Annotated in this window: 17 protein-coding genes; 12 read left to right on the top strand and 5 right to left on the bottom strand. The window is 42.5% G+C overall.

All coding sequences use genetic code 11. The features are described 5' to 3' along the window. The first annotated feature begins 34 nt into the window (after window positions 1-34). The 3 genes from MHI15_RS02275 (at window position 35) to MHI15_RS02265 (ending at window position 2,798) form a co-directional block, all read left to right on the top strand. Window positions 35-205, top strand: coding sequence for a hypothetical protein (locus MHI15_RS02275; protein ID WP_341164525.1), 171 nt, complete (start codon window positions 35-37; stop codon window positions 203-205). A 304-nt stretch (window positions 206-509) separates the two neighbouring features. After that, window positions 510-1,598, top strand: a complete 1,089-nt coding sequence (locus MHI15_RS02270; RefSeq protein WP_076190785.1) for a DUF1648 domain-containing protein — start codon at window positions 510-512, stop codon at window positions 1,596-1,598. Window positions 1,599-1,808: 210 nt separating this feature from the next. Then, window positions 1,809-2,798 carry an aldo/keto reductase family protein gene (locus MHI15_RS02265; protein ID WP_341164085.1) on the top strand — a complete coding sequence of 330 codons (990 nt, stop codon included), beginning with the start codon at window positions 1,809-1,811 and terminating at the stop codon, window positions 2,796-2,798. Between the two features lie 8 nt (window positions 2,799-2,806). On the opposite strand, the gene MHI15_RS02260 is transcribed toward MHI15_RS02265, so the two are convergent. Further along, entirely contained in the window at window positions 2,807-3,706 is a 900-nt protein-coding gene (locus tag MHI15_RS02260; protein WP_076127169.1) for a LysR family transcriptional regulator, read from the bottom strand. A 205-nt stretch (window positions 3,707-3,911) separates the two neighbouring features. Between MHI15_RS02260 and MHI15_RS02255 the strand changes: the two genes are divergently transcribed. The 5 genes from MHI15_RS02255 (at window position 3,912) to MHI15_RS02235 (ending at window position 10,853) form a co-directional block, all read left to right on the top strand. Next, window positions 3,912-4,919 (top strand): zinc-dependent alcohol dehydrogenase, encoded by a 1,008-nt coding sequence (locus MHI15_RS02255; RefSeq protein WP_076127168.1) that lies wholly within the window; start codon window positions 3,912-3,914, stop codon window positions 4,917-4,919. A 15-nt stretch (window positions 4,920-4,934) separates the two neighbouring features. Further along, window positions 4,935-5,768 carry a sugar phosphate isomerase/epimerase family protein gene (locus tag MHI15_RS02250; protein WP_341164084.1) on the top strand — a complete coding sequence of 278 codons (834 nt, stop codon included), beginning with the start codon at window positions 4,935-4,937 and terminating at the stop codon, window positions 5,766-5,768. Between the two features lie 35 nt (window positions 5,769-5,803). Next, window positions 5,804-6,643 carry a sugar phosphate isomerase/epimerase family protein gene (locus tag MHI15_RS02245; protein ID WP_076182787.1) on the top strand — a complete coding sequence of 280 codons (840 nt, stop codon included), beginning with the start codon at window positions 5,804-5,806 and terminating at the stop codon, window positions 6,641-6,643. A 41-nt stretch (window positions 6,644-6,684) separates the two neighbouring features. After that, window positions 6,685-7,575: a helix-turn-helix transcriptional regulator gene (locus tag MHI15_RS02240; protein WP_341164083.1), complete on the top strand. Its 891-nt coding sequence runs from the start codon at window positions 6,685-6,687 to the stop codon at window positions 7,573-7,575. A 161-nt stretch (window positions 7,576-7,736) separates the two neighbouring features. After that, window positions 7,737-10,853 carry an ATP-binding response regulator gene (locus tag MHI15_RS02235; RefSeq protein ID WP_341164082.1) on the top strand — a complete coding sequence of 1,039 codons (3,117 nt, stop codon included), beginning with the start codon at window positions 7,737-7,739 and terminating at the stop codon, window positions 10,851-10,853. Here MHI15_RS02235 and MHI15_RS02230 read toward each other — a convergent pair. Further along, window positions 10,840-11,385: a CDP-alcohol phosphatidyltransferase family protein gene (locus tag MHI15_RS02230; protein ID WP_341164081.1), complete on the bottom strand. Its 546-nt coding sequence runs from the start codon at window positions 11,383-11,385 to the stop codon at window positions 10,840-10,842. The two genes, MHI15_RS02235 and MHI15_RS02230, sit on opposite strands and share 14 nt — an antisense overlap. A 152-nt stretch (window positions 11,386-11,537) precedes the next feature. On the opposite strand from MHI15_RS02230, the gene MHI15_RS02225 reads away from it, so the two are divergent. After that, entirely contained in the window at window positions 11,538-12,671 is a 1,134-nt protein-coding gene (locus MHI15_RS02225; protein ID WP_341164080.1) for an SGNH/GDSL hydrolase family protein, read from the top strand. A gap of 68 nt (window positions 12,672-12,739) precedes the next feature. Here the strand turns inward: MHI15_RS02225 and MHI15_RS02220 are convergent, their stop codons facing one another. From MHI15_RS02220 to MHI15_RS02210, 3 genes are all read right to left on the bottom strand, one after another. Continuing rightward, window positions 12,740-14,425 carry an ABC transporter substrate-binding protein gene (locus tag MHI15_RS02220; protein ID WP_076127158.1) on the bottom strand — a complete coding sequence of 562 codons (1,686 nt, stop codon included), beginning with the start codon at window positions 14,423-14,425 and terminating at the stop codon, window positions 12,740-12,742. A gap of 105 nt (window positions 14,426-14,530) precedes the next feature. After that, a complete protein-coding gene (locus tag MHI15_RS02215; protein WP_341164079.1) occupies window positions 14,531-16,141 on the bottom strand; it encodes a response regulator transcription factor in 1,611 nt (536 codons plus the stop codon). Window positions 16,142-16,145: 4 nt separating this feature from the next. After that, entirely contained in the window at window positions 16,146-17,957 is a 1,812-nt protein-coding gene (locus tag MHI15_RS02210; protein ID WP_036688684.1) for a sensor histidine kinase, read from the bottom strand. 144 nt (window positions 17,958-18,101) lie between these two features. On the opposite strand from MHI15_RS02210, the gene MHI15_RS02205 reads away from it, so the two are divergent. The 3 genes from MHI15_RS02205 to MHI15_RS02195 all read left to right on the top strand — a co-directional run bounded on the left by MHI15_RS02205 (window position 18,102) and on the right by MHI15_RS02195 (window position 20,912). Further along, entirely contained in the window at window positions 18,102-19,058 is a 957-nt protein-coding gene (locus MHI15_RS02205; RefSeq protein ID WP_036688682.1) for an ABC transporter permease, read from the top strand. Window positions 19,059-19,073: 15 nt separating this feature from the next. Beyond that, the gene (locus MHI15_RS02200; RefSeq protein WP_036688680.1) at window positions 19,074-19,946 is read left to right on the top strand and encodes a carbohydrate ABC transporter permease; all 873 of its coding nucleotides are present in this window, start codon (window positions 19,074-19,076) and stop codon (window positions 19,944-19,946) included. Between the two features lie 318 nt (window positions 19,947-20,264). Beyond that, a complete protein-coding gene (locus tag MHI15_RS02195) occupies window positions 20,265-20,912 on the top strand; it encodes a FusB/FusC family EF-G-binding protein (protein ID WP_076179940.1) in 648 nt (215 codons plus the stop codon). The last annotated feature ends 244 nt before the right edge of the window (window positions 20,913-21,156 follow it).

Below are 21,156 nucleotides of genomic sequence, written 5' to 3'. Positions count from 1 at the left end.
GTGATACAAAATTTAGATTGCTCAATATAGTCAAATGAGTATTAGGAAAATAGCGACTTCGGCTGAGCAATTACAAGCACAAAGTGCACAAATGAAGGGGCAGCTTAAAAAGAAGAATGATAAACCGTTCAAGAACTTTTTGCGAAAAATCGGAAATATTTTCATACCAATGATTCCTGCATGGACGGACTTATTTATACTCTGACGCAGTGATCCGCACCATTGCAGATACGAGGCGAGTCCTTTACCTACACAGAATTTCAAACAGATGTACTTGCCATAATTCAGTTTTCAGATGAGTAGCTTTGCGCAGCAAAAAAACTGGATAAATTGTTAATTTCACCCCTATAGTCACTAAAATCGATTATAATAAAATTTATGTTCAAGTCGATCACCTATCTAAGTTAATAGGATCATCATACGCAAAAAGGCATAGCGCTGAATCGCCTATGCTATAAGGGTTATAGAGTTTTTAAATACACACTTATGTATAAGAGGAGGCGAATGATATGACGATAATGCCTGTTATAGTAATGATCTTTGTATTTGTACCTGCCATTGTACTCATGCTAAGCATGCCTTATTTAACAAGAGAGACGATTAGTTTTGGGGTCACCGTCAGCCCTGTACAATTCCATAGTGAGCCTCTGCGCCAGATGCGGAAGTCATATGCTAGGATTAGTGCTACCGTGCATACCATCCTATTCATTGTTTGTATCCTCTGTCTAATATACGGTGATGAACATTCCAAGCAACAAAGTTGGATCATTGTCACTTATTCACTCGCCATGGTCGTAATCTCCCTAGTCATAAACATTAGCTATCATTTCAAAATGAAAAGTTTACTACCTATGCTGCCTATTGCTCTGGAACCATCGATCATGACAGTGGACACTGGATTTCGGAAAAGAAACATTGGCTTATCTAATAATTGGTTCCTCATTCATGTTTTAATTACTGTTGTTAGTATTGTAACTGTGCTGCGCAACTACGATCTGATTCCTGATCAGATTCCGATCCATTACAACAGCAGTTGGAACGTAGACCGCTATGCAGCTAAATCTTTTAGTTCTGTGTTTATGCCTACGATCATGCAAGTGTTCATAACACTTTTGTTCATATTTGAGAATTGGAGTATTCGCAGAGTAAAGCAGCAGGTTCAACCCAATGATCCTAACCGTTCCATCAGACAAGACGCAGCTTACCGCCGTACTTGGTCATATTTTATGCTTACAGCAAGCTTCTTAATAGTTATCCTGTTTTCCGTCGTGCAACTAAACATGATATCTCTGCTTAACATGAGTTTCGCTATCCCTATTATCCTAATCATAATAGCCCTTGTCATCCTATACGCCTTGGCCTTAACGTTCTGGGCTGGTCAGGGCGAAAGCCGCTTGGAGCGATCTGCCGATAGCTCCAATGTCAGACCTGTCCATGACGATGATAAATGGCGATTAGGTATGATTTATTTCAATCGCAAAGATCCAAACCTAATCGTCAAGAAAAGGCTCGGAGTCGGCTGGGGATTAAATTTCGGTCACCCAGTAAGCTGGCTGTTTTGGCTCGGAATTATTGTACTGTTAGTTGTGGTGCGGTAACAAGGCTTGGAGGTTAATACTCACCGGAGTATAGGCGAAGTTAGAGTTTCGAAACAGAATATGTACCGAAAAAAACGCCTAAAGGGCGTTTTTTATTATCTTTAAGGATCTCAGTAATATTTTTTTTGAATTAAACCGCATATTAAAGAGTATTTCTCGTATTAATAGCTCTTTGTTACAATCAGATTGTTATCTAAAGGAGGGTATAAAATGAACTATCGTAAATTAGGAACGAGCGGCTTACATCTAAGTGAGATTGCTTATGGTAATTGGATTACACATGGTGCTCAAGTGGACAATGATACTGCCCATGCTTGTGTTCACGCTGCATTGGATGTAGGGATCACAACATTTGATACTGCAGATGTATATTCCGATACGAAAGCTGAGATGGTGCTGGGCCAAGCATTAAAAGGAGTGCACAGAGCTGATATCGAATTGTGTACCAAGGTGTGCCATCCCACAGGGACGGGACGTAACGCAAGAGGTCTGTCTCGCAAGCATATTATGGAGGCGTGCCATGCTTCACTGAACAGATTACAGACCGATTATATTGATATCTATTATGCGCATCGCTTTGACGCATCAGTATCCCTTGAAGAGACCTTTTTGGCTTTTTCGGATCTGGTACGTCAAGGTAAGGTTCTCTATGTCGGGATAAGTGAGTGGACGGCGGATCAGATAGCAGAAGGTGCTGCTTTGGCGAGAGAATTAAAGGTGCCATTAGTGGCTAGTCAACCTCAATATTCGATGTTATGGCGCGTGATGGAGACGGAGGTAGTTCAAGCTTGTGAGCGGGAAGGGATTGGACAGGTGGTCTGGTCGCCGCTTGCTCAAGGGATTCTTTCAGGCAAATATATGCCAGGTCAACCATTGCCAGAGGGTTCTCGTGCTTCAACAGCTGCGGGCTCACCATTTATGAATAAATTGGCGGGTCAGTGGCTTCGGACTGAGGTGCTTGAGGCGGTCTCGAATCTCTCTTCCATCGCCAGCGAAGTTGGGTTGACGCTTCCGCAGTTGGCTATAGCATGGGTGTTGCAAAATCCACAAGTCTCATCTGCAATTATTGGGGCATCCAAACCTGAGCAGGTTATAGAAAATGCCAAAGCTGCGGGAGTTCGTCTGGATAGGGAAGTGATGTTGGAAATCGATAGGGTGCTAGAAGGACTCGTTGAACGTGATCCTAGAAAAACGGGCTGAATATTATATCATTCACCATTAATAGCTTCTGAACTCATTTGTCCTATGATCTCTAGTAACGCGGATAAGGAGGCACGATCGCAATCGGTTCTCCAAGCGGCATAAAGGGGAATCGATGGTGTGCTTTCTTCAAAGGGACGAAATGCGACACCTTCACGCTGAAAAATAGCAACTGATGAGGGCACAATGGAAACTCCAAGATTAGCAGCTACCAAGTTTACAATGGTGTACATCTGAATGGCTTCCTGTACAACATTCGGATACATGTCGTGTTGGGCGCAGAAGCTCATAATGAGGTCATGAAAAGGAGCTCCTAAATGACGTGGGAACGATATAAATGGCTCTAAAGCTAAAGAGCGAATGGATAACACCGGTAAATGAGCTAGGTGATGCTGCTCTGGCAAAACGGCAATAAGCGATTCATTGACTAAGGGACGATGCTCGATATGTTTGCCCGACTCTGTATAACGTACAAATCCAATGTGAATCGTTCCTTCATGTAAAGCCTGCCACTGCTGAGCAGACGTCATCTCATGTAATGTGAGTTGGACTTGTGGATAACGTTCCCGAAACATTTTTAACATATCAACCAGTACTCCACCAGCTGCAGAATCTATAAATCCAATGTTCAAATGTCCGATAATTCCTTGATCGACTAATTGTGTTGTTTTAATAGAGCGTTCCAATTGAGATAGAATGGATTTAGCTTCCTCTAGAAATACCGCCCCTGCTGACGTGAGACGAACTTGTCTTTTATTCCGTTCTAATAGTTTCACGCCAATCTCATTCTCCAGAGCTTGAATTTGCTGGCTTAAGGGAGGCTGCGTCATATTTAGCTTCTCAGCTGCACGGTTAAAATGCAGTTCCTCTGCTACTGCGATAAAGTATTGTAATTTTTTTATGTCCATACTTTTCATTCTCCCTTGAAATGCTTCTCCAAGCAAGTATAAGGATCTTTGAAGAAAAATGAAAGGAATGACATGTCGTCTCCTCACTTAAACTCTACCTCCCATCTTACTTTTAGACAAAAAAACATTTTTGCAGTCAAAGACATGATGTCTAAAAACGCATACATTTAAATAGAAAGTTTGAGGATCATGGGAGGTAATGAGGATGAAAAATAGAAAGATAATGTTTATGAGCCCACACCATGTGGAAACGGTTGAAGAGGAGCTTGTACTTAAGGCTTTAGGTGACCATGAGGTACTCGTAAAATTGATTTATTCGCTGATTAGTCCGGGAACGGAGATGGCAATGTTATCTGGCAAAGAGGATTGGGCAAAACTCCCGCTGTGTCCAGGTTATGCAAGCGTCAGTCGTATCGTAGAATGTGGTAAAGGTGTTCAGGAATTTCAAGCGGGCGATGTGGTTTTTCATTACGGAACTCATTGCGAATATCAAGTGGTTGAAGCTAGGGATGTTTTCATTCGAGTGCCGGATGCGCTAGACTTGAAATGGGTACCGTTTACCCGGATGGCTACGGTAGCTTTTACATCGATACGTGTGTCGGATATCGAACTTGGAGACAAAGTGAGTGTGACAGGTCTTGGATTGGTAGGCAATCTTGCAGCTCAATTGGCGCGTTTGCAGGGGGCTACGGTAATTGGTATGGATTTGTCCAAAGAACGGCTGCGGACCGCGCGTCAATGCGGTGTGGATTACACCCTGGACAGTGGCGAAGGATTGGTAAAAGAGCAGATTATGACGTTAACTAAGGGCAAGGGTGTTTCCAGTCATATTGAGGCAACCGGTGTTTCCAAAGTTGGGGTTGATAGTCTTCAATACATCGGCTCACAGGGAGAAATCATCTTTTTGGGCAGCCCGCGTGGAGAATACAATACAGATATTACGGATGTGCTTAATTACTGCCATCTGTATAACCGGGGATGCATTACATTTAAAGGCGCTCACGAATGGCGTTATCCAACAGAGCCTAATTCGTTTGTGAAACATTCCTTGGTGCGTAATTCTGGCATTGTCTTCGAGCTTATGCAACAACAGAAGCTGCACATCGAACCTTTGATTAGCCATGTCATCAAGCCGGAGCAAGCTAGCGAAGCCTATGAGGGATTAAGAACCAACAAAGATCAGTACAATGGCGTACTGTTTGATTGGTCATAAAGGGGGAGAACGACGATGATAAGAGGATTAACAACAGCGGGATTGGGAGAAATTGCTTCTAATGAAGAATATATCAGACTTGCGAGCCAATTCGGGTTTCAGGCCATAGACGTCAATCCATTAGAGTTGGTACAGCAGTATGGCAAGGATGGGGCTGTCCAATTACTGGAAAGTCATGGCATCATGCTAGGATCATTTGGTTTAGAGGTAGATTGGCGCACGACAGAGGAAAGCTTTAGGGAAAGTCTGAAATCGCTTACGCTGATGGCTGAGGCCGCTGCTGCATTAAATTGCACCACATGCTGTACCTATATTTTGCCTTCGACAGATCTTCCGGTCGCATCGTTCATGATTGCAGCCACTAGACGTTTAAGACTATGTGCAGAAATATTAGGCGCCTATGGTATTTCGTTAGCCTTAGAGTTCGTTGGTCCTCATCACTTACGTACACAATGGGCAAATCCGCTAATCTGGACGATGCAAGATACGTTGGACTGGATGGATACAATTCAAGTGAGAAATATCGGTTTATTACTGGATTCCTATCATTGGCATACGAATGGATTAACGAGTGAGGACCTGCTGAAATTACAACCGCATCAAATTGCGTATGTCCATATTAATGATGCTAAACCTCTGCCGATAGAGGAATTGCTAGATTCCGATCGATTGTATCCAGGGGAAGGATCCATTGATCTTACCGGATTCTTGGGAAGCTTGAAAAAGATCGGATACAAGGGCGTTATCGCTCAAGAAGTGCTAGCGCCAGCTTCATCACAAAGTTCATCTGAACTATTTTCTCGTTCCAAAACAGGCTTCGATAAAGTATTCTCATCACTGGAAATCTAACCCCATCGAATCCAACATTGGAAGGAGCGTTAAGGATGAGTCTGTTCAAGGGTAGAATCGCTGCACACACCATCACTTGGGGGCAAGCGCATTTCAAAGCGTTGGAGGAAGTCTCCAGACTGGGTTTCACGGGGATTGAGCCGTGGGCGTCTTTTGCACTTCAATATGAAGAAAGTCCAGAACAATTACAAGAGCTCTTGGCTGGGTACGGGCTGGAGATGACTGCGTTGTATGGAGGTACGGCTGGGGGACAGCAGCAAAAATTCGGCAATGCCGCGAACACTTCGGGTATCATTGACTACAATGTGCGACTTGCTAAAATCATAGCGAAGTGTGGAGCAGACATCCTTGTCCTAGGGCCAGGTGGCACCCGGGATCAACCCTCATCGCTGGAAGAATTGAAGGTTGCCGCAGCCACGATGAATGAAGTGGCGGAAAGAACCTATGCCTTAGGGGTAAAGACATGTGTTCATCCGCATTTGTGGACGGAATTGCAAGACGAGAAAGAAATTGAGATTGTGATGAGCCTGACAGATCCGCGGGTGGTATATCTTGCCCCGGATTCAGCACATTTGCTCGGAGCGGGGATGGACCCGGCATCCATCATCCGAATGTATCAGGACAGGGTAGCTTATGTTCATTTGAAGGACCTGACAGATAGGTCTGCCGCTACACTTGATACACAGCTTCCTCATTTTTGTGAGTTAGGCAAAGGATCTGTTGATCTACACGCAACTATTGAAGCGCTGAATGAAATTGATTATTCCGGTTGGATGACACTCGAAGTGGACGAATCGCTAAATAGCCCGTACAATACCATGGAAATCTGCCGAGATTTTGTAGAAGATCACTTAAAGATTCCGGTTAGGATATAAAATAAGATCAATAAAATGTCAGAAGAAGGAGAAGATTCGAGGTGAATGAGTCGTGGATGAACAGCATTTCCCCTTATGTTCGAGTAGCCAAAGTCATGGAATCCTCCTTACTAGCAGGTGAATGGTTGGATCAAGATCACGTGTATACCTATATAGATCAGGGAGAGGCGGAGTTTTTCTTGAATGGGGTGAAGTTCCTGGTTCGAGAAGGGGATGTGCTGCTCATGCATCCATGCTTGCCCCATATAATTAGGTCCACCTCGGCTTTACCCTTAGTGCAGTATATCTTTCATTTTGATTTGTATGATAACGAGGATAAAAGCTCATCGGATCAAGCGGATGGACTTAGGCCCGGGATCCAGGATATCATGCCAAGTGAAATGCAGCTTGCTGATATTTATCCGCTATCTCATCTGCAGCTCCCAGATCGAATCGAATTGAAGAGAAGATTCATGCAACTGCAAAAAGAGATGCTAGATCCAACGTACGGCGGGGTATTAATCAACAAGTCTATCTGTTTGGAATTGTTGTTTTTGTTCTTTAGGAATCAGAATCTGTCCAAAGGAACGGAAGGGAAGAGAACCAAAGGATGGCCTTTAATTGAAGGCGCCATTCATCACATGCACCAGTGTTATCAAGATCCCCAGTTAAGTAATGAATCTATCAGTAGTCATGTTGGTGTGACTGCCAATCATTTGTCGTATGTGTTCAAGACTCAGCTTGGGGTGACCATTCATAATTACTTGAAGCATGTTCGTATCGAGCAGGCTAAATTGAGAATCATTCAGGGAAAGCAAAATTTAACGGAGATTGCCGAAGATGTGGGTTTTTCTAGTATTCATCTGTTCAGTCGGACGTTCAAAACAAATGTGGGAGTAATGCCTAGTAAGTTCGCCGCGATGCGATCTGCTTTAATCAATAAATCGCAATAAAAGAATCGACCATCTGCTCTATGGGATGGTTGATTTTTTTCCTCTGAACATAGGAATACATACGTCTATAGGCCTCTTAATATAGTATAATCATACTGTATTGCTCAAAGTTGGAGATAGGGATATAGCACTATTAAATACTATTGACGAATGAGGAGTCTATGAGAACTTCGGAGAATAAAATTAAGTTAAGTCATATGTTGTACATAGTAGTATTCATCTGCCTGCTGATTGCAATACGCTGGAGCTGGTACAATCATTTTACTCTGTCCAATCCTCCTGTAGTGGAGCAAGGTGTGCTCGATTTGCGGGGAGTAGACCTTGAATCACTAAGCTCTTTTCCATTGGATGGAGAATGGGAGTTTTATCCTCAACAATGGGTGAATGCCGCCAATGTGGATAGCGTTTTAAAAGGCCAAATGCTTCAGGTGCCGGGTAACTGGAATTCTGTATTCAATTCTGCTGAGCAAAAGAAGGCGTATGGATACGGAACTTATCATTTGCGGATTCTGCTAGATCGTCCCTTGTCTGAGCCACTTAGCTTTTGGTTCCAATCCATCTATACTTCTTCTGAAGTGGAGATTAATGGAACAATTCTCTCACGGTTTGGAGTGTTATCTGACGAGAAGGAAGAGCATGTTTATGTGACGAAAGCATTCTTAATCAGTTATACACCTACAGATCAGAAGCATCTGGATCTGTTTGTTCGGACGTCAAACTATGAGTCTCCACTAAAAGGGGGCATAATTCGGTCCGTGGAGTTTGGCATTCAACATGGGGTAGACACTATATACTGGAATTCCATTGGCTTGCAGCTAGTCGTAGGGGTCATGCTTCTTCTACATGGGTTGTATTTATTGATTATCTATCTGATGGATGTACGAAAAACAGAGCTGATTATTTTTTTCCTAATGATGGTCGCTGCGGCGGTATCCATTGGGGTTGAACATAATGGACTGTTGTTCAGGTTTCTTCATGTTGATTTTGCCTGGATGCTGAGGTTAAAGGTTCTTTCGTATATAGGGTTTTGTTTATTCCTTTTATTGATGGGAAGAGAACTATTGGGGAATAGACGGAAAGGCAAGGCGTTTTATAGTTACATCCTGTCAGTTCTCATTTCTACTTTATTTATTATTGTAGGTCCTGAAGAGGCAGTGTTATATATCATCGGAAAAGGGTATTACATGATCCTGTATTACGTTCCAGTGTGTTGGACGGTATATTATTTTTGGAAGATGGTATCCTTACGAGCTGAAGGTGCTCTATTTTTATTGTTTTCAGTGTTAGCAGTACTAAATAATATGTTGTGGGGGGCTGTCTACTATGCCGGTAGCTCACAATTTATGTTTTATCCCGTAGATTTAATTGCTGCCCTTGCCGCATTTTCCGCCTATTGGTTTAGGAGATATTTTCATCAATCCCATCAAAATGTGTTACTGAACGCTCAATTGGCGGAATCCAATAAATTAAAGGACCGTTTTCTAGCCAATACGTCACATGAGCTGCGCACTCCACTGCATGGGATTATGAATATTGCCCAAAGTGTGTTAACAAGAAAAAAACATGTGCTGGATGAAGAGAGCCAGCGTGACATGGAATTGCTAATTATGGTCAGTCGCCGGATGTCGCTTATGCTGAATGACTTGCTTGATGTTGTGCGATTGCAGGATAAGCGGATTGTGATGAATATAAAGGCGTTGCAAGTGAGGTCATTGGCTGAAGGTGTACTGGATATGTTACGTTTCTTAACCGGTGGGACGAAGGTGGAGCTTCGAATGTCTATAGATGAGAATCTGCCGCGTGTTTATGCTGATGAGGAGCGATTGGTGCAGATTCTGATTAATTTGGTTCATAACGCACTAAAGTACACCGAACAGGGAAGTGTTGAACTGGCCGCAGAACAAGTGGGTGGGGATGTATGGATACATGTTACGGATACAGGAGTAGGTATGGATGAAGCTTTGAAAAAGCGTGTTTTTATGCGCTATGAACAAGGGGCTTACGGTCAAGGCGGCATTGGGTTGGGGCTTAGTATCTGTAAGGAGCTGGTCGAACTGCATGGCAGTGAATTATTGCTGCAATCGCAGCCGGGTCAGGGAAGTAAGTTCAGCTTCAAATTACCTGTAGCTAAAGGGAGCCTGAAGTCATCTATTCCAGATGTTCATACAGAAAAAGATTCGGATCCATTGTCACCATTCAGTACGTGGATAACTGCGGAGAAATCAGCTATGGTGGCTGCCACCTATAACACAAAGGAAGTAGAGGCACTCTCGAAGCTCGATACAGACGCTGACATCATACATGTGCTGGCGGTTGATGATGATTCGGTCAATTTAAAAGTTCTGCAAAATATTTTATCAGATGGAGCCTATCGGATTGATACAACGACTTCAGCCCGTGAGGCGCTGGATATGTTGCATCATGAGCAGTTCGATTTGGTTATCGCTGATGTGATGATGCCGGGCATGTCTGGATATGAATTGACAAGATTGATACGCGAGCGGTTCACGATGTATGAACTTCCTATTATTCTATTGACCGCTCGCAGTGAGCAGGAGGATGTCTATGCAGGTTTCTTGGCTGGCGCTAATGACTATGTAACCAAGCCAGTAGATGCCATGGAATTGAAGTATCGTGCTTCGTCGCTCACTTCTATGAAGCAAGCAGTCAATGATCGTTTGAGAATGGAGGCTGCTTATTTACAAGCGCAGATCCATCCACATTTTCTCTTTAATACATTAAATTCGATTATGTCCTTGAGTGATTTTGACACTGTCAAAATGAAAGATCTTTCAGATGCATTCACTACTTATCTGCGGATCAGCTTTGACTTCTTAAATGCAGGCAAACTTGTTTCACTGTCGCAAGAGCTGGAGCTGGTCGAGAATTATGTATATATCCAGCAGCAGCGTTTTGAGGAGAGGCTGCAGGTTGAATGGGAGGTAGACGCGAATCTACAGCTTCTAATTCCTCCGCTGACCATTCAGCCACTGGTCGAGAACGCCGTCCGGCATGGGATCTTAAGTCGGGCAAAAGGTGGAACCTTGCGTATTCACATCGAGACACATGCGGAGGCTGTTCATTTTATCATTGCTGATACGGGGATTGGAATGGATGAAGCTCAAGTCAGTAAGTTATTGCAACCAAAAAGTCTTAAGGATCAAGGAATTGGGCTCCTTAATACAGATCGGAGATTAACACAATTATATGGACAAGGCTTGAAGATTCAAAGTATTCCTGGGGTGGGAACTACGGTGTCTTTCATTATTCCTGATTAGGAGGGTTGTAAAACCATCCTTTTCTGTCCAGCTGTAATTGAGTGGATGTGATTTGAATCATCAATTCTTCCACGGCGGATAAGGTTGCAACTATACAGACAATGGTTGTCCAAATGGTGGGGTTACTATGGGAAAGCCATATAGGAGTTACAAATAAGAGAAGCCCGGTGAGTTTATTGCCGTAGGTATGGATACTTGCGTAAGTTTTGAATCTGCGGAGGGCAATCCCTGTCGATGTTATGCGGATGGCCGCGATCAAGAAGATCCATAGGATGAATTTGAGGGTAAGACCCAAATACGGATACAAAGTAAATAAGCAGATCCCGATTAGTATCGTGTCGGCAGCAGAATCCAGCTTTGCTCCGAGATGACTTGTTGTGCCTGATTTTCGGGCAATTGGACCATCTATCAGATCGGTGACTCCGCAAAGGATATAAATTGCAAGAAAGGCCGAACTTAGCGGCTCGAAGAATAACAGCATTATTGCCAAAATAATTCTGCCAAGTGTAATACAGTTAGGTATAACTTTCAACTTCAATCCCACCTTTGTTCATGACCTCATTTAATTCTATTGTACCAGAGGAAGAGTATATGCTATTTGGAAAAGGATTATAAGATAGTATTGAAGAAGTAGTGAAGTAGAAGTATAGATTAGGATTCTAGCTGTAAATAAGGAGGGATTTTATGAAGCAGAATACAAACTTAAAGGTACATACATTAGCTGATATCGAACATCTGAAAATTCACGGCAGAACAACAGGGTCACTTTCTCCACTAACATTATTTTGGACAGGCAGTGCGCTCGAATTAAATGTTAAAAGTTCTGAGCTATGGCTTGAAGTAGAAGCAGATTATGATGTTTATGAACCCTGGATTAGCATCCTGATCAATTCCGTTCCTGTTAGCAGACAAATGTTAGTAGCAGGCAGGTATTGGATTTGTGTATTTAGAGGCATGAATGATCGTGTTGTCAACAATATTCGTATTGTAAAAGATGTGCAGGCAATGAGTGGAGACCCTGGCTGCTCTTTGCAGATACATGCGGTGAAGATGGATGGAAAATTCCTGCCGGTTGCGGACAAACCCCACAAGATAGAATTCATAGGTGACAGCATCACATCCGGAGAAGGAAGTATAGGTGCCAAGGCTGAAGAAGATTGGATTCCAATGTGGTTTAGCGCCATCAACAACTATACCAGAATGACAGCAGATGCTTTAAATGCAGAATATAGAGTTATTTCTCAAAGTGGCTGGGGCGTCCTTACTAGCTGGGATAATAATCCGCACGGTAATATCCCTGATTGTTATGAACAGGTTTGTGGTCTTCTAACTGGAGCAAAAAACGAAGCTTTAGGAGCTTTTCAAGAACATTCTTTTGAATCCTGGCAGCCAGATGTTGTGGTAGTTAATCTAGGAACAAATGATGGGGGCGCTTTTCAATCGCCAGAATGGAAAGATGAGGTAACAGGGGAGAGCCATAAACAACGTTTAAATGAAGACGGGACCTATCATGAGGATGATATACAAGCCTTTGTCGATGCCGCCGAGAAATTTCTGATGAAGCTTAGAAAAAATAATCAACATGCACATCTCGTATGGGCATATGGGATGCTTGGTATCCCGATGATGCCAGCGATCTACCGCGCGGTCGATGATTATAGCAAGAAAACAGGGGACAAGCAGGTTTCTGTATTGCAGCTTCCAAATATGACGGATGAGACCATAGGGGCAAGAAGTCATCCGGGAGCATTAGCTCATGAACAAGCGGCAAAAGAGTTGACGGGGTATTTGAAAGGGATTCTAGCGAGCGAAAGTTAATGAGGAATTCATAAAAAACAAGCCGGAGCGAAAGGATCACGCTCTGGCTTGTTTTTATTTACTTTAGTCTATTTGGTGGATACAGACTTGAACCATTCGTTAACTTCTTTGGTGATTTGATCACCACCATTTGCTTTCCAGTTGGAAACAAAGGAGTCAAAGGCATCTACAGGAAGCTTACCGTAAATGATTTTGTTGAAGGTTTCCATTTCGGATTGACGAAGCAGATTCCATTTGGATACCATCGTTGGTGTCGCAGCGCCAGTGAAATAGTTCTGTCTACGAATGTCTATTTGTGACATAACAACTTTTGCAGCGGCCCAGTTTTCCGGTTTACGGAACTCAGCCATTTGTTTTTCATAAGGAGTTACAGGGGTTTCACCATCAGCAAGTTTAACCAATGTCTTCATGAACAGATCAGGAATACGAGCCGGTCCAGTTAAGAAAGGAAACTCATTGGAGAAGTCTTTAATCTTCTCTTTATCACTAGTAGGCTTTCCATCAATCATGTCCCAATCGTAGCCTTTAGCAAAGCCGTATTCAAATTCACTACCAGCTGCTGGATTAGCTAGGTTATCAAGCAAGTAGTTGTAGTATAAGAAAATTGCTTCAGGGTGCTTAGCATCTTTGTTAATCATGATACTAGCGTTTACCCCAGAGTTCTGCCATTTGGTACCGATGAGTCCGTCTGGACCTGCTGGAACCGGATAAGCTTTGATCTTCGCTCCAGGTACATTTTTCATAAGATCGGGAGCCGGCCAGTCTGGAACCCAGTTTGCTCCTGGTAGAATACCTGCGGCGCCTTTTGTCCAGCTTTCAGCAGATTTACCTTCATCCCAAAGTGCAGAGTCTGTGTGAATATAACCTTTGTCCATCCACTCACTAAGCTTAGCAAGGGCTTGTTTAGCACCAGGGTTAATGGAACCGTATTCCAGATTGCCGTCGGCATCTTTATTCCATTGTTCCTCAATCGTACCGTAAGCACCGAATAACCAGTCGAGTTGACCCATCCAGGTGTTTGTATTATTTTTCAAAGAAATCGCAAGTGGGAAAACATCTTTAGGTGCTAGACCGTCAGGGTTTTCGTTCTTAAATTTGTCCATGATATTCTCAAGATCGGCGATTGTTTTTGGAGCCTGAAGGTTCAGCTTTTCCATCCAATCTTCACGTAACCAGAGAAGAGTATCGTCATTATCGGTATATTCAAGGATCGGCATATTGTATTTCTTACCGTCTTTTGTGAATGGATACCAAAGTTCTGGGTGTGCTGCAGCATGATCTTTTAGAATTTTATTAGCATATTTGTCGAACAACTCATCGATAGCAATGAACTGACCGGAATCAATCAGTTGATTGGTCAATACTGCATTGGTTGGTACAGAAACGAAGTCAGGCAGCTTTTCGCCAGAAGCAATGGCAAGCTGAAGCTTTTGTCTGTATTGATCGTCATTGGCAGGATACCAAGTATCTTTATGCTTCATGCCCAGTGTTTCCAGCATCCAGCGATCGTGAACATTGTTTTCTTTGGTATCACCTTGAACATATTTTTTCGGCATCAATACCGAACTGAACTCGATGGGTGGATCGTATTTACCTTTTTCAAAAGCAGCATCTGCTTCAGATAAACTAGTCTCAGACGATGTGGTATTGTTTTGTTTGGCGTTTTCATTATTTCCGCCGCCACTGCCACAGGCTGTGAGTGTGATAAGTGCTGTGACCGTTAACAACGACCACATTTTTTTGAACTTGATCATTCTTTAATTCCCCCTACTGTGTATGATCTTTACAAGTGTAACTTTAACAACTAGTCGGGGATGGCATCTATATGAGATTTTTAGTTTCGATAGGACTCTATCATGCTATTTATTATTGTCTCGATATTCCTGCGGCGTTACTCCGAACTGTCGTTTGAACACTTTTATAAAATAAGCAGGGTCCATATAGCCAATCTCCATGCTGATTTCATAGACTTTTTTAGAGGTAGTCTTCAGCTTATGGCAGGCGCGATCCATGCGCAGGCGCGAGATATAATCGCTTATTCCTTCACCCGTTTCAATCTTATAAATTTTTGATAAATGAGTCGGATGGAGGTTTACATGGTCAGCCAGAACCCGTAATGAAACATCTAAATGCAGGTTTTTGTCTGTGAAATCTTGAATCTTTTTCACATATTCAGACCTGATGTCTTTAATTTCGTTAGACGTTCCTTCTTTCAATTTGCTCAGAATGCTGAGGGACCATTTTCTAAGTTTACCGATGGTCGAGAACGCTTCACCGCTTTGCAACCAACCGAGATCGTCTCCCGCTAAGTTAGCTAGAGTATGCCCATTTCGGTGTGCGAGATTCGTGAAGGATGCAGTGATTAAAAAACCGGCCTCCATGCAATGCTCCCACGATTCAGACCATTTCTCATCCAGCTCCGCGCAGACAGCGAGTAGTTTCTCTTCCGCAGCATCCCAATGCCCACTTTCAAGCAGGTGAATTAGTGTCGGCGGGGTGTAAAGGGCATCCAAAGGTCCTTGGGTAGTGGAAGGTTCAAATTCGCTGACCCGCATTACGAATTCGCGCTCGTCTCCCACGATCTGCCGGAAATAAGCTGTGGCCTGACGGAAACGGCTCGACACCTTCTCGGGAAACTGGAACCACTCGGTGATTACTATGGACAGGGAACCTTTCAGAAATTGCTTAACCTTATACTGAAGCTGTAAAGAAAGCTTTTCTAGGATGGTTTCTTTGCCGATGTCGGATCCTTTCTCTTTAAGCTGAAGCAGAAACACAAGATATCCATGTTCCTCTTTAACGCCCCAGACCTGCATAAACTCACCCATAATCTCTTCAGCCATATTGATGATGGCATATTCAATTAAGGTTTGATCATTATTGTTATAATGGCTAAATTCTTCTTCCATGCGTACAAGCATCAAAGCGCAATCGCCAGAATGGAAGGGCAAATCATAAGTTACGAGCTTCCGTTCCCATTCGCCAGCTTGAAATTGATGACCTTGCAAGGCATCAAGCAGCAGTTGACCACGTAAAAGCGGCAGATTCTCACGAAGGGTAAACTGGGTTCGTTTAAGCGAACTGATAAGTTCCCATTCTGTGTTCAATTGCTCGATGGCAGTTTTGACTGCACCGATAATTTCATCATCGGTAGGTGGCTTAAGCAAGTAATCGACGGCATTATGCTGAAGTGCTTTTTTGGCGTAATCGAACTCCGAATGTCCTGATAAAATAATACATTTGATCTTTTTATCACGTTTTCTTATCCGCTCTATTAATTCAATTCCCGTCATTTCGGGCATTTGGATATCCGAGACCACAATATCAATAGGGTTGGTATCGATAATTTGTAGCGCTTCACGTGCCGAATACGCTTTATGCACCTGTTCAATGCCTAGCGTATGCCAGGGTTTTGTCATGGCAAGATTATCTACCCAGTGTGCTTCATCGTCTACTATAATCATTTGCATGTTGTTATTCTCCTTGATGATTCTTAAATTTAGAATATTCATCCTCCGTAGGGATTTCCCAGATAATCTCTGTTCGGAAACCTCCAAGAGGGGAAGGTTTAAAGGTTAGACAGGATTGATTGCCGAACAGGTGCATGATCCGCTGATTCGTATTCCAGAGCCCGCAGCCCATTTCTTCCTGCAATGGCTCCTGCATTTTACGATTCAAAGCTTCCAGCTGCTCCGGATTCAAGCCAGGTCCGTCGTCATCAATGTAGATCTTGCAGAAGCCGTTCGAAATCTCACCACTAATGCTGATCTCACCCGATGAATACGATTTGGCCACTCCGTGAATGACTGAATTCTCCACAATAGGTTGTAGCATTAGACGTGGCACAGACTGGCTTAACATGTTCTCAGGGATTTCGATATGATAATCAATTCTGGCATTGCGCAGCTTTTGAATATCCAAATAGTTGACGAGCAGCTTGATTTCTTCATCCAGTGACGCGGTTTCCCGTTCCATTCGGGTAGTATAACGGTAGTAAGCACTTAAATTATAAGCCATGGAGACGACAGCGTCCTCATCCTTCATTTGGGCCATATTGATAATATAACCAAGGCAGTTATAGAGAAAATGCGGATTGATTTGCGCCTGCAGTTGCTTTAGTGTAGCTTCGCGGGCACGGATTTTCTCATTGAACACATTCTCTATCAGGTCTTGAATTTGATGGGACATATCATTAAAGCGATGGAATAGAAACGAAAACTCGTTCCGGCCTTCATTATGAAGACGTACAGAATAATCTCCACGCTGCACGCGCCGTAAGCCTTTAATTAGCTTTTTGATAGGATATTGAACATTTCTGTATAGTAATATGGAAGCGGAAATTCCCATAACAAACAGCAAAATCATCGAGATATAGAACAAATCCTGACTGAGCGAAATGGGTTTTAGAATTTGATATAGAGGGACAACATCTATTAAATTCCAATCCAAATAGGAGGACTTCACAGAGCTGACCAAGTAGTTCTTGCCATTGAGTTTGACTACATCCTGGGTAGTATTCTCAGGTGAGTGTTTATCCAGGTAACGAATGAGTTCTTCAGATAGCTGCTTGTCCGCACTGCGATTCAGAATTGGCGAGTTCCCTTTATGATAGAGAAAAGGATCACCTTGTCCACCTTCCTTGTACGTATCCAGCATGTTCTGAATATTCTCATAACTGAAGCTGGCCTCAATCACCAAGTTGCTTCCCGTCAACATCCCCGGCTGAGCTAAGGAATCTGTATAGAACCAGTAGAAGGATTTTAACTCGTCTTTAGATTCCAAGCTGTGATCGCCATACGTCCATTTTCCACTCATATTTCTTTTTAAGTAATCCTCATCATACCCAAATGCTCGATTGTAGTTGGAGATGACATCTTTATTTTGCTGTGAATGTACGGCATATCTGGCAGGCCAAATATCTGCAACCCCAGATTGAAGCACCATCTTTTCCTGAATGACATACCGGGTCTGCATCTGATCATATCGATCAGCCCAAATGTTTAATCCGTTGAAGGCTCTGACATTGGGATCTCTAGAAAGGATAAGGGTGAAGTCCATCATCTGATTAATACGCGAATCAATTTGACTGGACAGAAAAGTGAGCTGCTTCGTATTGGACACCTGCAGCTCTTTGCTTACAACATCGTATGTGACGTTATTTGAAAAGGTATACATGATAATGATGGGGATGAACAAGAGTATGATCAGGCAGTTTATTTTGGCAAACAAACTAAACCGGGATTGTGTTAATTCTCTCAGGGATGTAAAGCGCTTCCAAATATTCATAAATGTACCCTCCAGATGATGTCCTAATAAAACCATATCAAGCCTAACAATGTTATATAGTCAAACCTGAGAAACGCCTGATACTATTTATAGCAGAGATCCCCATCACACACAAAATATTTTTTTTGGGAACAGGAGAGAGCTATGGAGGCTAATTCAATACAGCAGGTAGGCCTGGAAAATAAACCAAGTATAAAAAGAAAAAGAAAAAAAGGCTATAAACAACCATGGGTGCTCCACTTCATGGTATTACCGGCGGCAATTATGGTTTTTATTTTTTCTTATATCCCCATGTCAGGAATACTCATGGCATTTCAGGATTATAAGCCTGCATTAGGATTTTTTGATTCCGAATGGGTCGGACTTAAGCATTTTAGGTACATGTGGGAGAACGATTATTTCCTGCAAATTACCTGGAACACACTGTTTTTTGCTTGCTCCAAAATTGTTTTGAACCTGATTATTCCTTTTATATTCGCCTTGTTGCTTAATGAGGTAAGGAATATGGGCCTTAAAAGATCGATTCAAACACTCGTCTATCTACCGCATTTCTTGTCATGGGTTACCCTTTCAGGAATTCTGATCGATATCCTAGCTCAAACAGGGATTGTGAATCAGTTTATTTCGTCCGTTTTCGGCATAAAACCGATATTTTTTCTAGGGGACGGCAACTGGTTCCGATTTACCATCATAGCCAGTGATGTTTGGAAAGAATTTGGTTTCAACACGATCATTTTCCTAGCTGCGCTATCCGGCATTAATCCATCACTTTATGAAGCTGCTGAAGTGGATGGGGCAGGTCGCTGGAAGCAAACGATGTATATTACCATACCAGCACTTATTCCAATTGCTATTGTAATTGCGACCTTGGCACTGGGCAATGTATTGAACGCCAACTTTGACCAGGTATTTAACCTATATAGTCCTTTGATCTATCAACAAGGGGATATCATTGATACCTTTGTGTATAGAGAAGGTCTTCTCAGCGGACAATTCAGCTTTGCGACCGCAGTTAATCTTTTTAAATCAGCAATTAGTTTAATTCTAATCGTTATTTCATACCGACTTGCCTATAGATTTGCAGGGTACAGAATTTTCTAGAAAGGATGACAACAAATGTACCATAAAACCCTTCCATATCGAATATTTAGCATATTCAATAATGTGCTCCTAACTATCCTTTCGGTGCTCTGCTTGCTGCCATTGTATCACTTACTCATGGTATCTCTTAGTGCGTCCGCCCCAGCCAATGCTGGGTTGGTCACCTTTTGGCCAATTGGCTTCACTTTGGAGGCCTATGCAAAAACTTTTAACAATACTAATTTTCTTACATCCCTGTGGGTGTCGGTAGAGCGGACAATACTAGGAACAGCACTTGCACTGGTAGTAAATACGGTTGCAGCCTATGCTCTTTCTAAGGAAACTAGAGTTTTCCGGGCGCGTAATATCTATCTTTGGTATTTTGTCGTAACCATGCTGTTCAGTGGGGGTCTGATTCCGGGATATATCCTAATTCTAAAGCTCGGGCTGATGAATTCTTTGATGGCACTTATCTTACCTGGATTGGTAGCCGTATTTAACATCATTTTGCTGCTGAACTTCTTCCGTGGTGTACCTAAGGACCTTGAGGAAGCAGCCTTTATTGATGGAGCAGGACATTTTAAGACCTTTTTGAAAATATATTTACCAGTCTCCTTACCAGTCATTGCAACGGTTTCCCTATTCATGATGGTGGGTCATTGGAACTCTTACTTTGACGGTATAATCTATATCAGAGATTCGGATAAGCTGCCACTGGCGACGTTTATGCAGACCATTATCGTTCAGGCAGATATGTCCAAGCTTGATCCGTCAGCTGTAGCTAACTTGTCTCAACGGACTATACGGGCTTCACAGATTTTCATAAGTGCGCTACCGATACTGTTAGTTTATCCATTCCTGCAACGTTATTTTGTGACAGGGATCGTAGTCGGCGCTGTAAAAGAATAGTCAAAAAAGAGGGAGTTACTGGACTAGTCCACGTAGCTCCCTTTTTTTTGTAGGTATGGCATGCAAATAAGCAACCCGATATGAATTGCGCCTTCTAAAATACGGTGCTATACTTTTGGCATGAAATATGCTCGGAGGTGGTACAGTGCTAATGTTGAAATGCCCATTAGCTAGAAGTTCCTCACGCAAAGCCTAATATAGGGCGATACTTTGCGTGAGGTGCGATGGATGGATATATCGCCCAACTTAATTTTATCGTTTCTATAAATGGGCTTTGCACCTTATGAACTTTTAATATAAATAAGGGGCTGAAAAGCGATGTGTACACCATTTATTAGAAACCATCAATATAACTTAATTAAGAAACAAACGAAATTTGTTCTGCATACCCTGCGAACTGTTGCGGATCGTAGAGTCTTGGAGACTGTAAGATATAGTGCTGCTACGAACATTATTGAGGCATTTCCTTCTCTTACGGAGAATCACAAGCAGATGCTGGAACAAATATCGACCTTCGAAACTGCAGAAGATTTCCAGAGATATCTTAGTGAATTAGAACCATACCTAGAGTCATATCCGACGATTACGCTGAAGCAGATTCAGAAGCTATTCCCTAAGAATAAGAAACTGAAAGTACCTGATCTACAACTCATCGACTATCGCAACATAACGTATTTGAGTTGGATAGATATTGCCAGTAATAAATTATTCATTATCTATCCGTACGAAGGACAGTTCATTGGTATTGAGGGTAGAATCACACCAACGCACAAAAAAGGGTACTGCATGTTCTGCAATCGGCATCAAGAGCTTGCATTCTTTTATGTTAAGACCAAGAATGTGAACGTTTCGCCGGATAATATTTCTGCTGTGGGTCAATACGTATGTCTGGATAATCTGGAATGTAATCGGAGCATAACCGATACAGCTAAGCTTGAGAGGTTCATTCTCTCTGTCCGCAAATAATGTTTAGAAAAGGCTCCCTTAGTGGGAGCCTTTTTCGTTAAAAATATTGTCAGGATATAGACAATTCGTTTCATTGAAGCAATGGGGCACGACATTAGTGGATATAATGAGATTCAAGGGCCGAATGAATAATATAAGCGTTTACAAACAGAAAATTCGAGTGGTTATAAAAATAGTCAGAAAATTTCCATATGACGTGCTTTGTTACTTAAGCTATAATGAGGTCTAAAAAAGAAAACGGGGC

The organism is Paenibacillus sp. FSL H7-0918 (genome assembly GCF_038007025.1).
Classification (GTDB): domain Bacteria; phylum Bacillota; class Bacilli; order Paenibacillales; family Paenibacillaceae; genus Paenibacillus_AQ; species Paenibacillus_AQ odorifer.
This window is presented reverse-complemented; position numbering and strand designations above follow the sequence as displayed.

What these genes read in the sequence shown, in the direction of transcription:
- MHI15_RS02250 (WP_341164084.1), top strand. Translation starts at nt 4,935, where the DNA reads ATGATAAGAGGATTAACAACAGCGGGATTGGGAGAAATTGCTTCTAAT.
- MHI15_RS02275 (WP_341164525.1), top strand. Translation starts at nt 35, where the DNA reads ATGAGTATTAGGAAAATAGCGACTTCGGCTGAGCAATTACAAGCACAA.
- MHI15_RS02225 (WP_341164080.1), top strand. Translation starts at nt 11,538, where the DNA reads ATGAAGCAGAATACAAACTTAAAGGTACATACATTAGCTGATATCGAA.
- MHI15_RS02205 (WP_036688682.1), top strand. Translation starts at nt 18,102, where the DNA reads ATGGAGGCTAATTCAATACAGCAGGTAGGCCTGGAAAATAAACCAAGT.
- MHI15_RS02195 (WP_076179940.1), top strand. Translation starts at nt 20,265, where the DNA reads ATGTGTACACCATTTATTAGAAACCATCAATATAACTTAATTAAGAAA.
- MHI15_RS02245 (WP_076182787.1), top strand. Translation starts at nt 5,804, where the DNA reads ATGAGTCTGTTCAAGGGTAGAATCGCTGCACACACCATCACTTGGGGG.
- MHI15_RS02255 (WP_076127168.1), top strand. Translation starts at nt 3,912, where the DNA reads ATGAAAAATAGAAAGATAATGTTTATGAGCCCACACCATGTGGAAACG.
- MHI15_RS02220 (WP_076127158.1), bottom strand. Translation starts at nt 14,425, where the DNA reads ATGATCAAGTTCAAAAAAATGTGGTCGTTGTTAACGGTCACAGCACTT.
- MHI15_RS02215 (WP_341164079.1), bottom strand. Translation starts at nt 16,141, where the DNA reads ATGCAAATGATTATAGTAGACGATGAAGCACACTGGGTAGATAATCTT.
- MHI15_RS02270 (WP_076190785.1), top strand. Translation starts at nt 510, where the DNA reads ATGACGATAATGCCTGTTATAGTAATGATCTTTGTATTTGTACCTGCC.
- MHI15_RS02200 (WP_036688680.1), top strand. Translation starts at nt 19,074, where the DNA reads ATGTACCATAAAACCCTTCCATATCGAATATTTAGCATATTCAATAAT.
- MHI15_RS02260 (WP_076127169.1), bottom strand. Translation starts at nt 3,706, where the DNA reads ATGGACATAAAAAAATTACAATACTTTATCGCAGTAGCAGAGGAACTG.
- MHI15_RS02235 (WP_341164082.1), top strand. Translation starts at nt 7,737, where the DNA reads ATGAGAACTTCGGAGAATAAAATTAAGTTAAGTCATATGTTGTACATA.
- MHI15_RS02265 (WP_341164085.1), top strand. Translation starts at nt 1,809, where the DNA reads ATGAACTATCGTAAATTAGGAACGAGCGGCTTACATCTAAGTGAGATT.
- MHI15_RS02210 (WP_036688684.1), bottom strand. Translation starts at nt 17,957, where the DNA reads ATGAATATTTGGAAGCGCTTTACATCCCTGAGAGAATTAACACAATCC.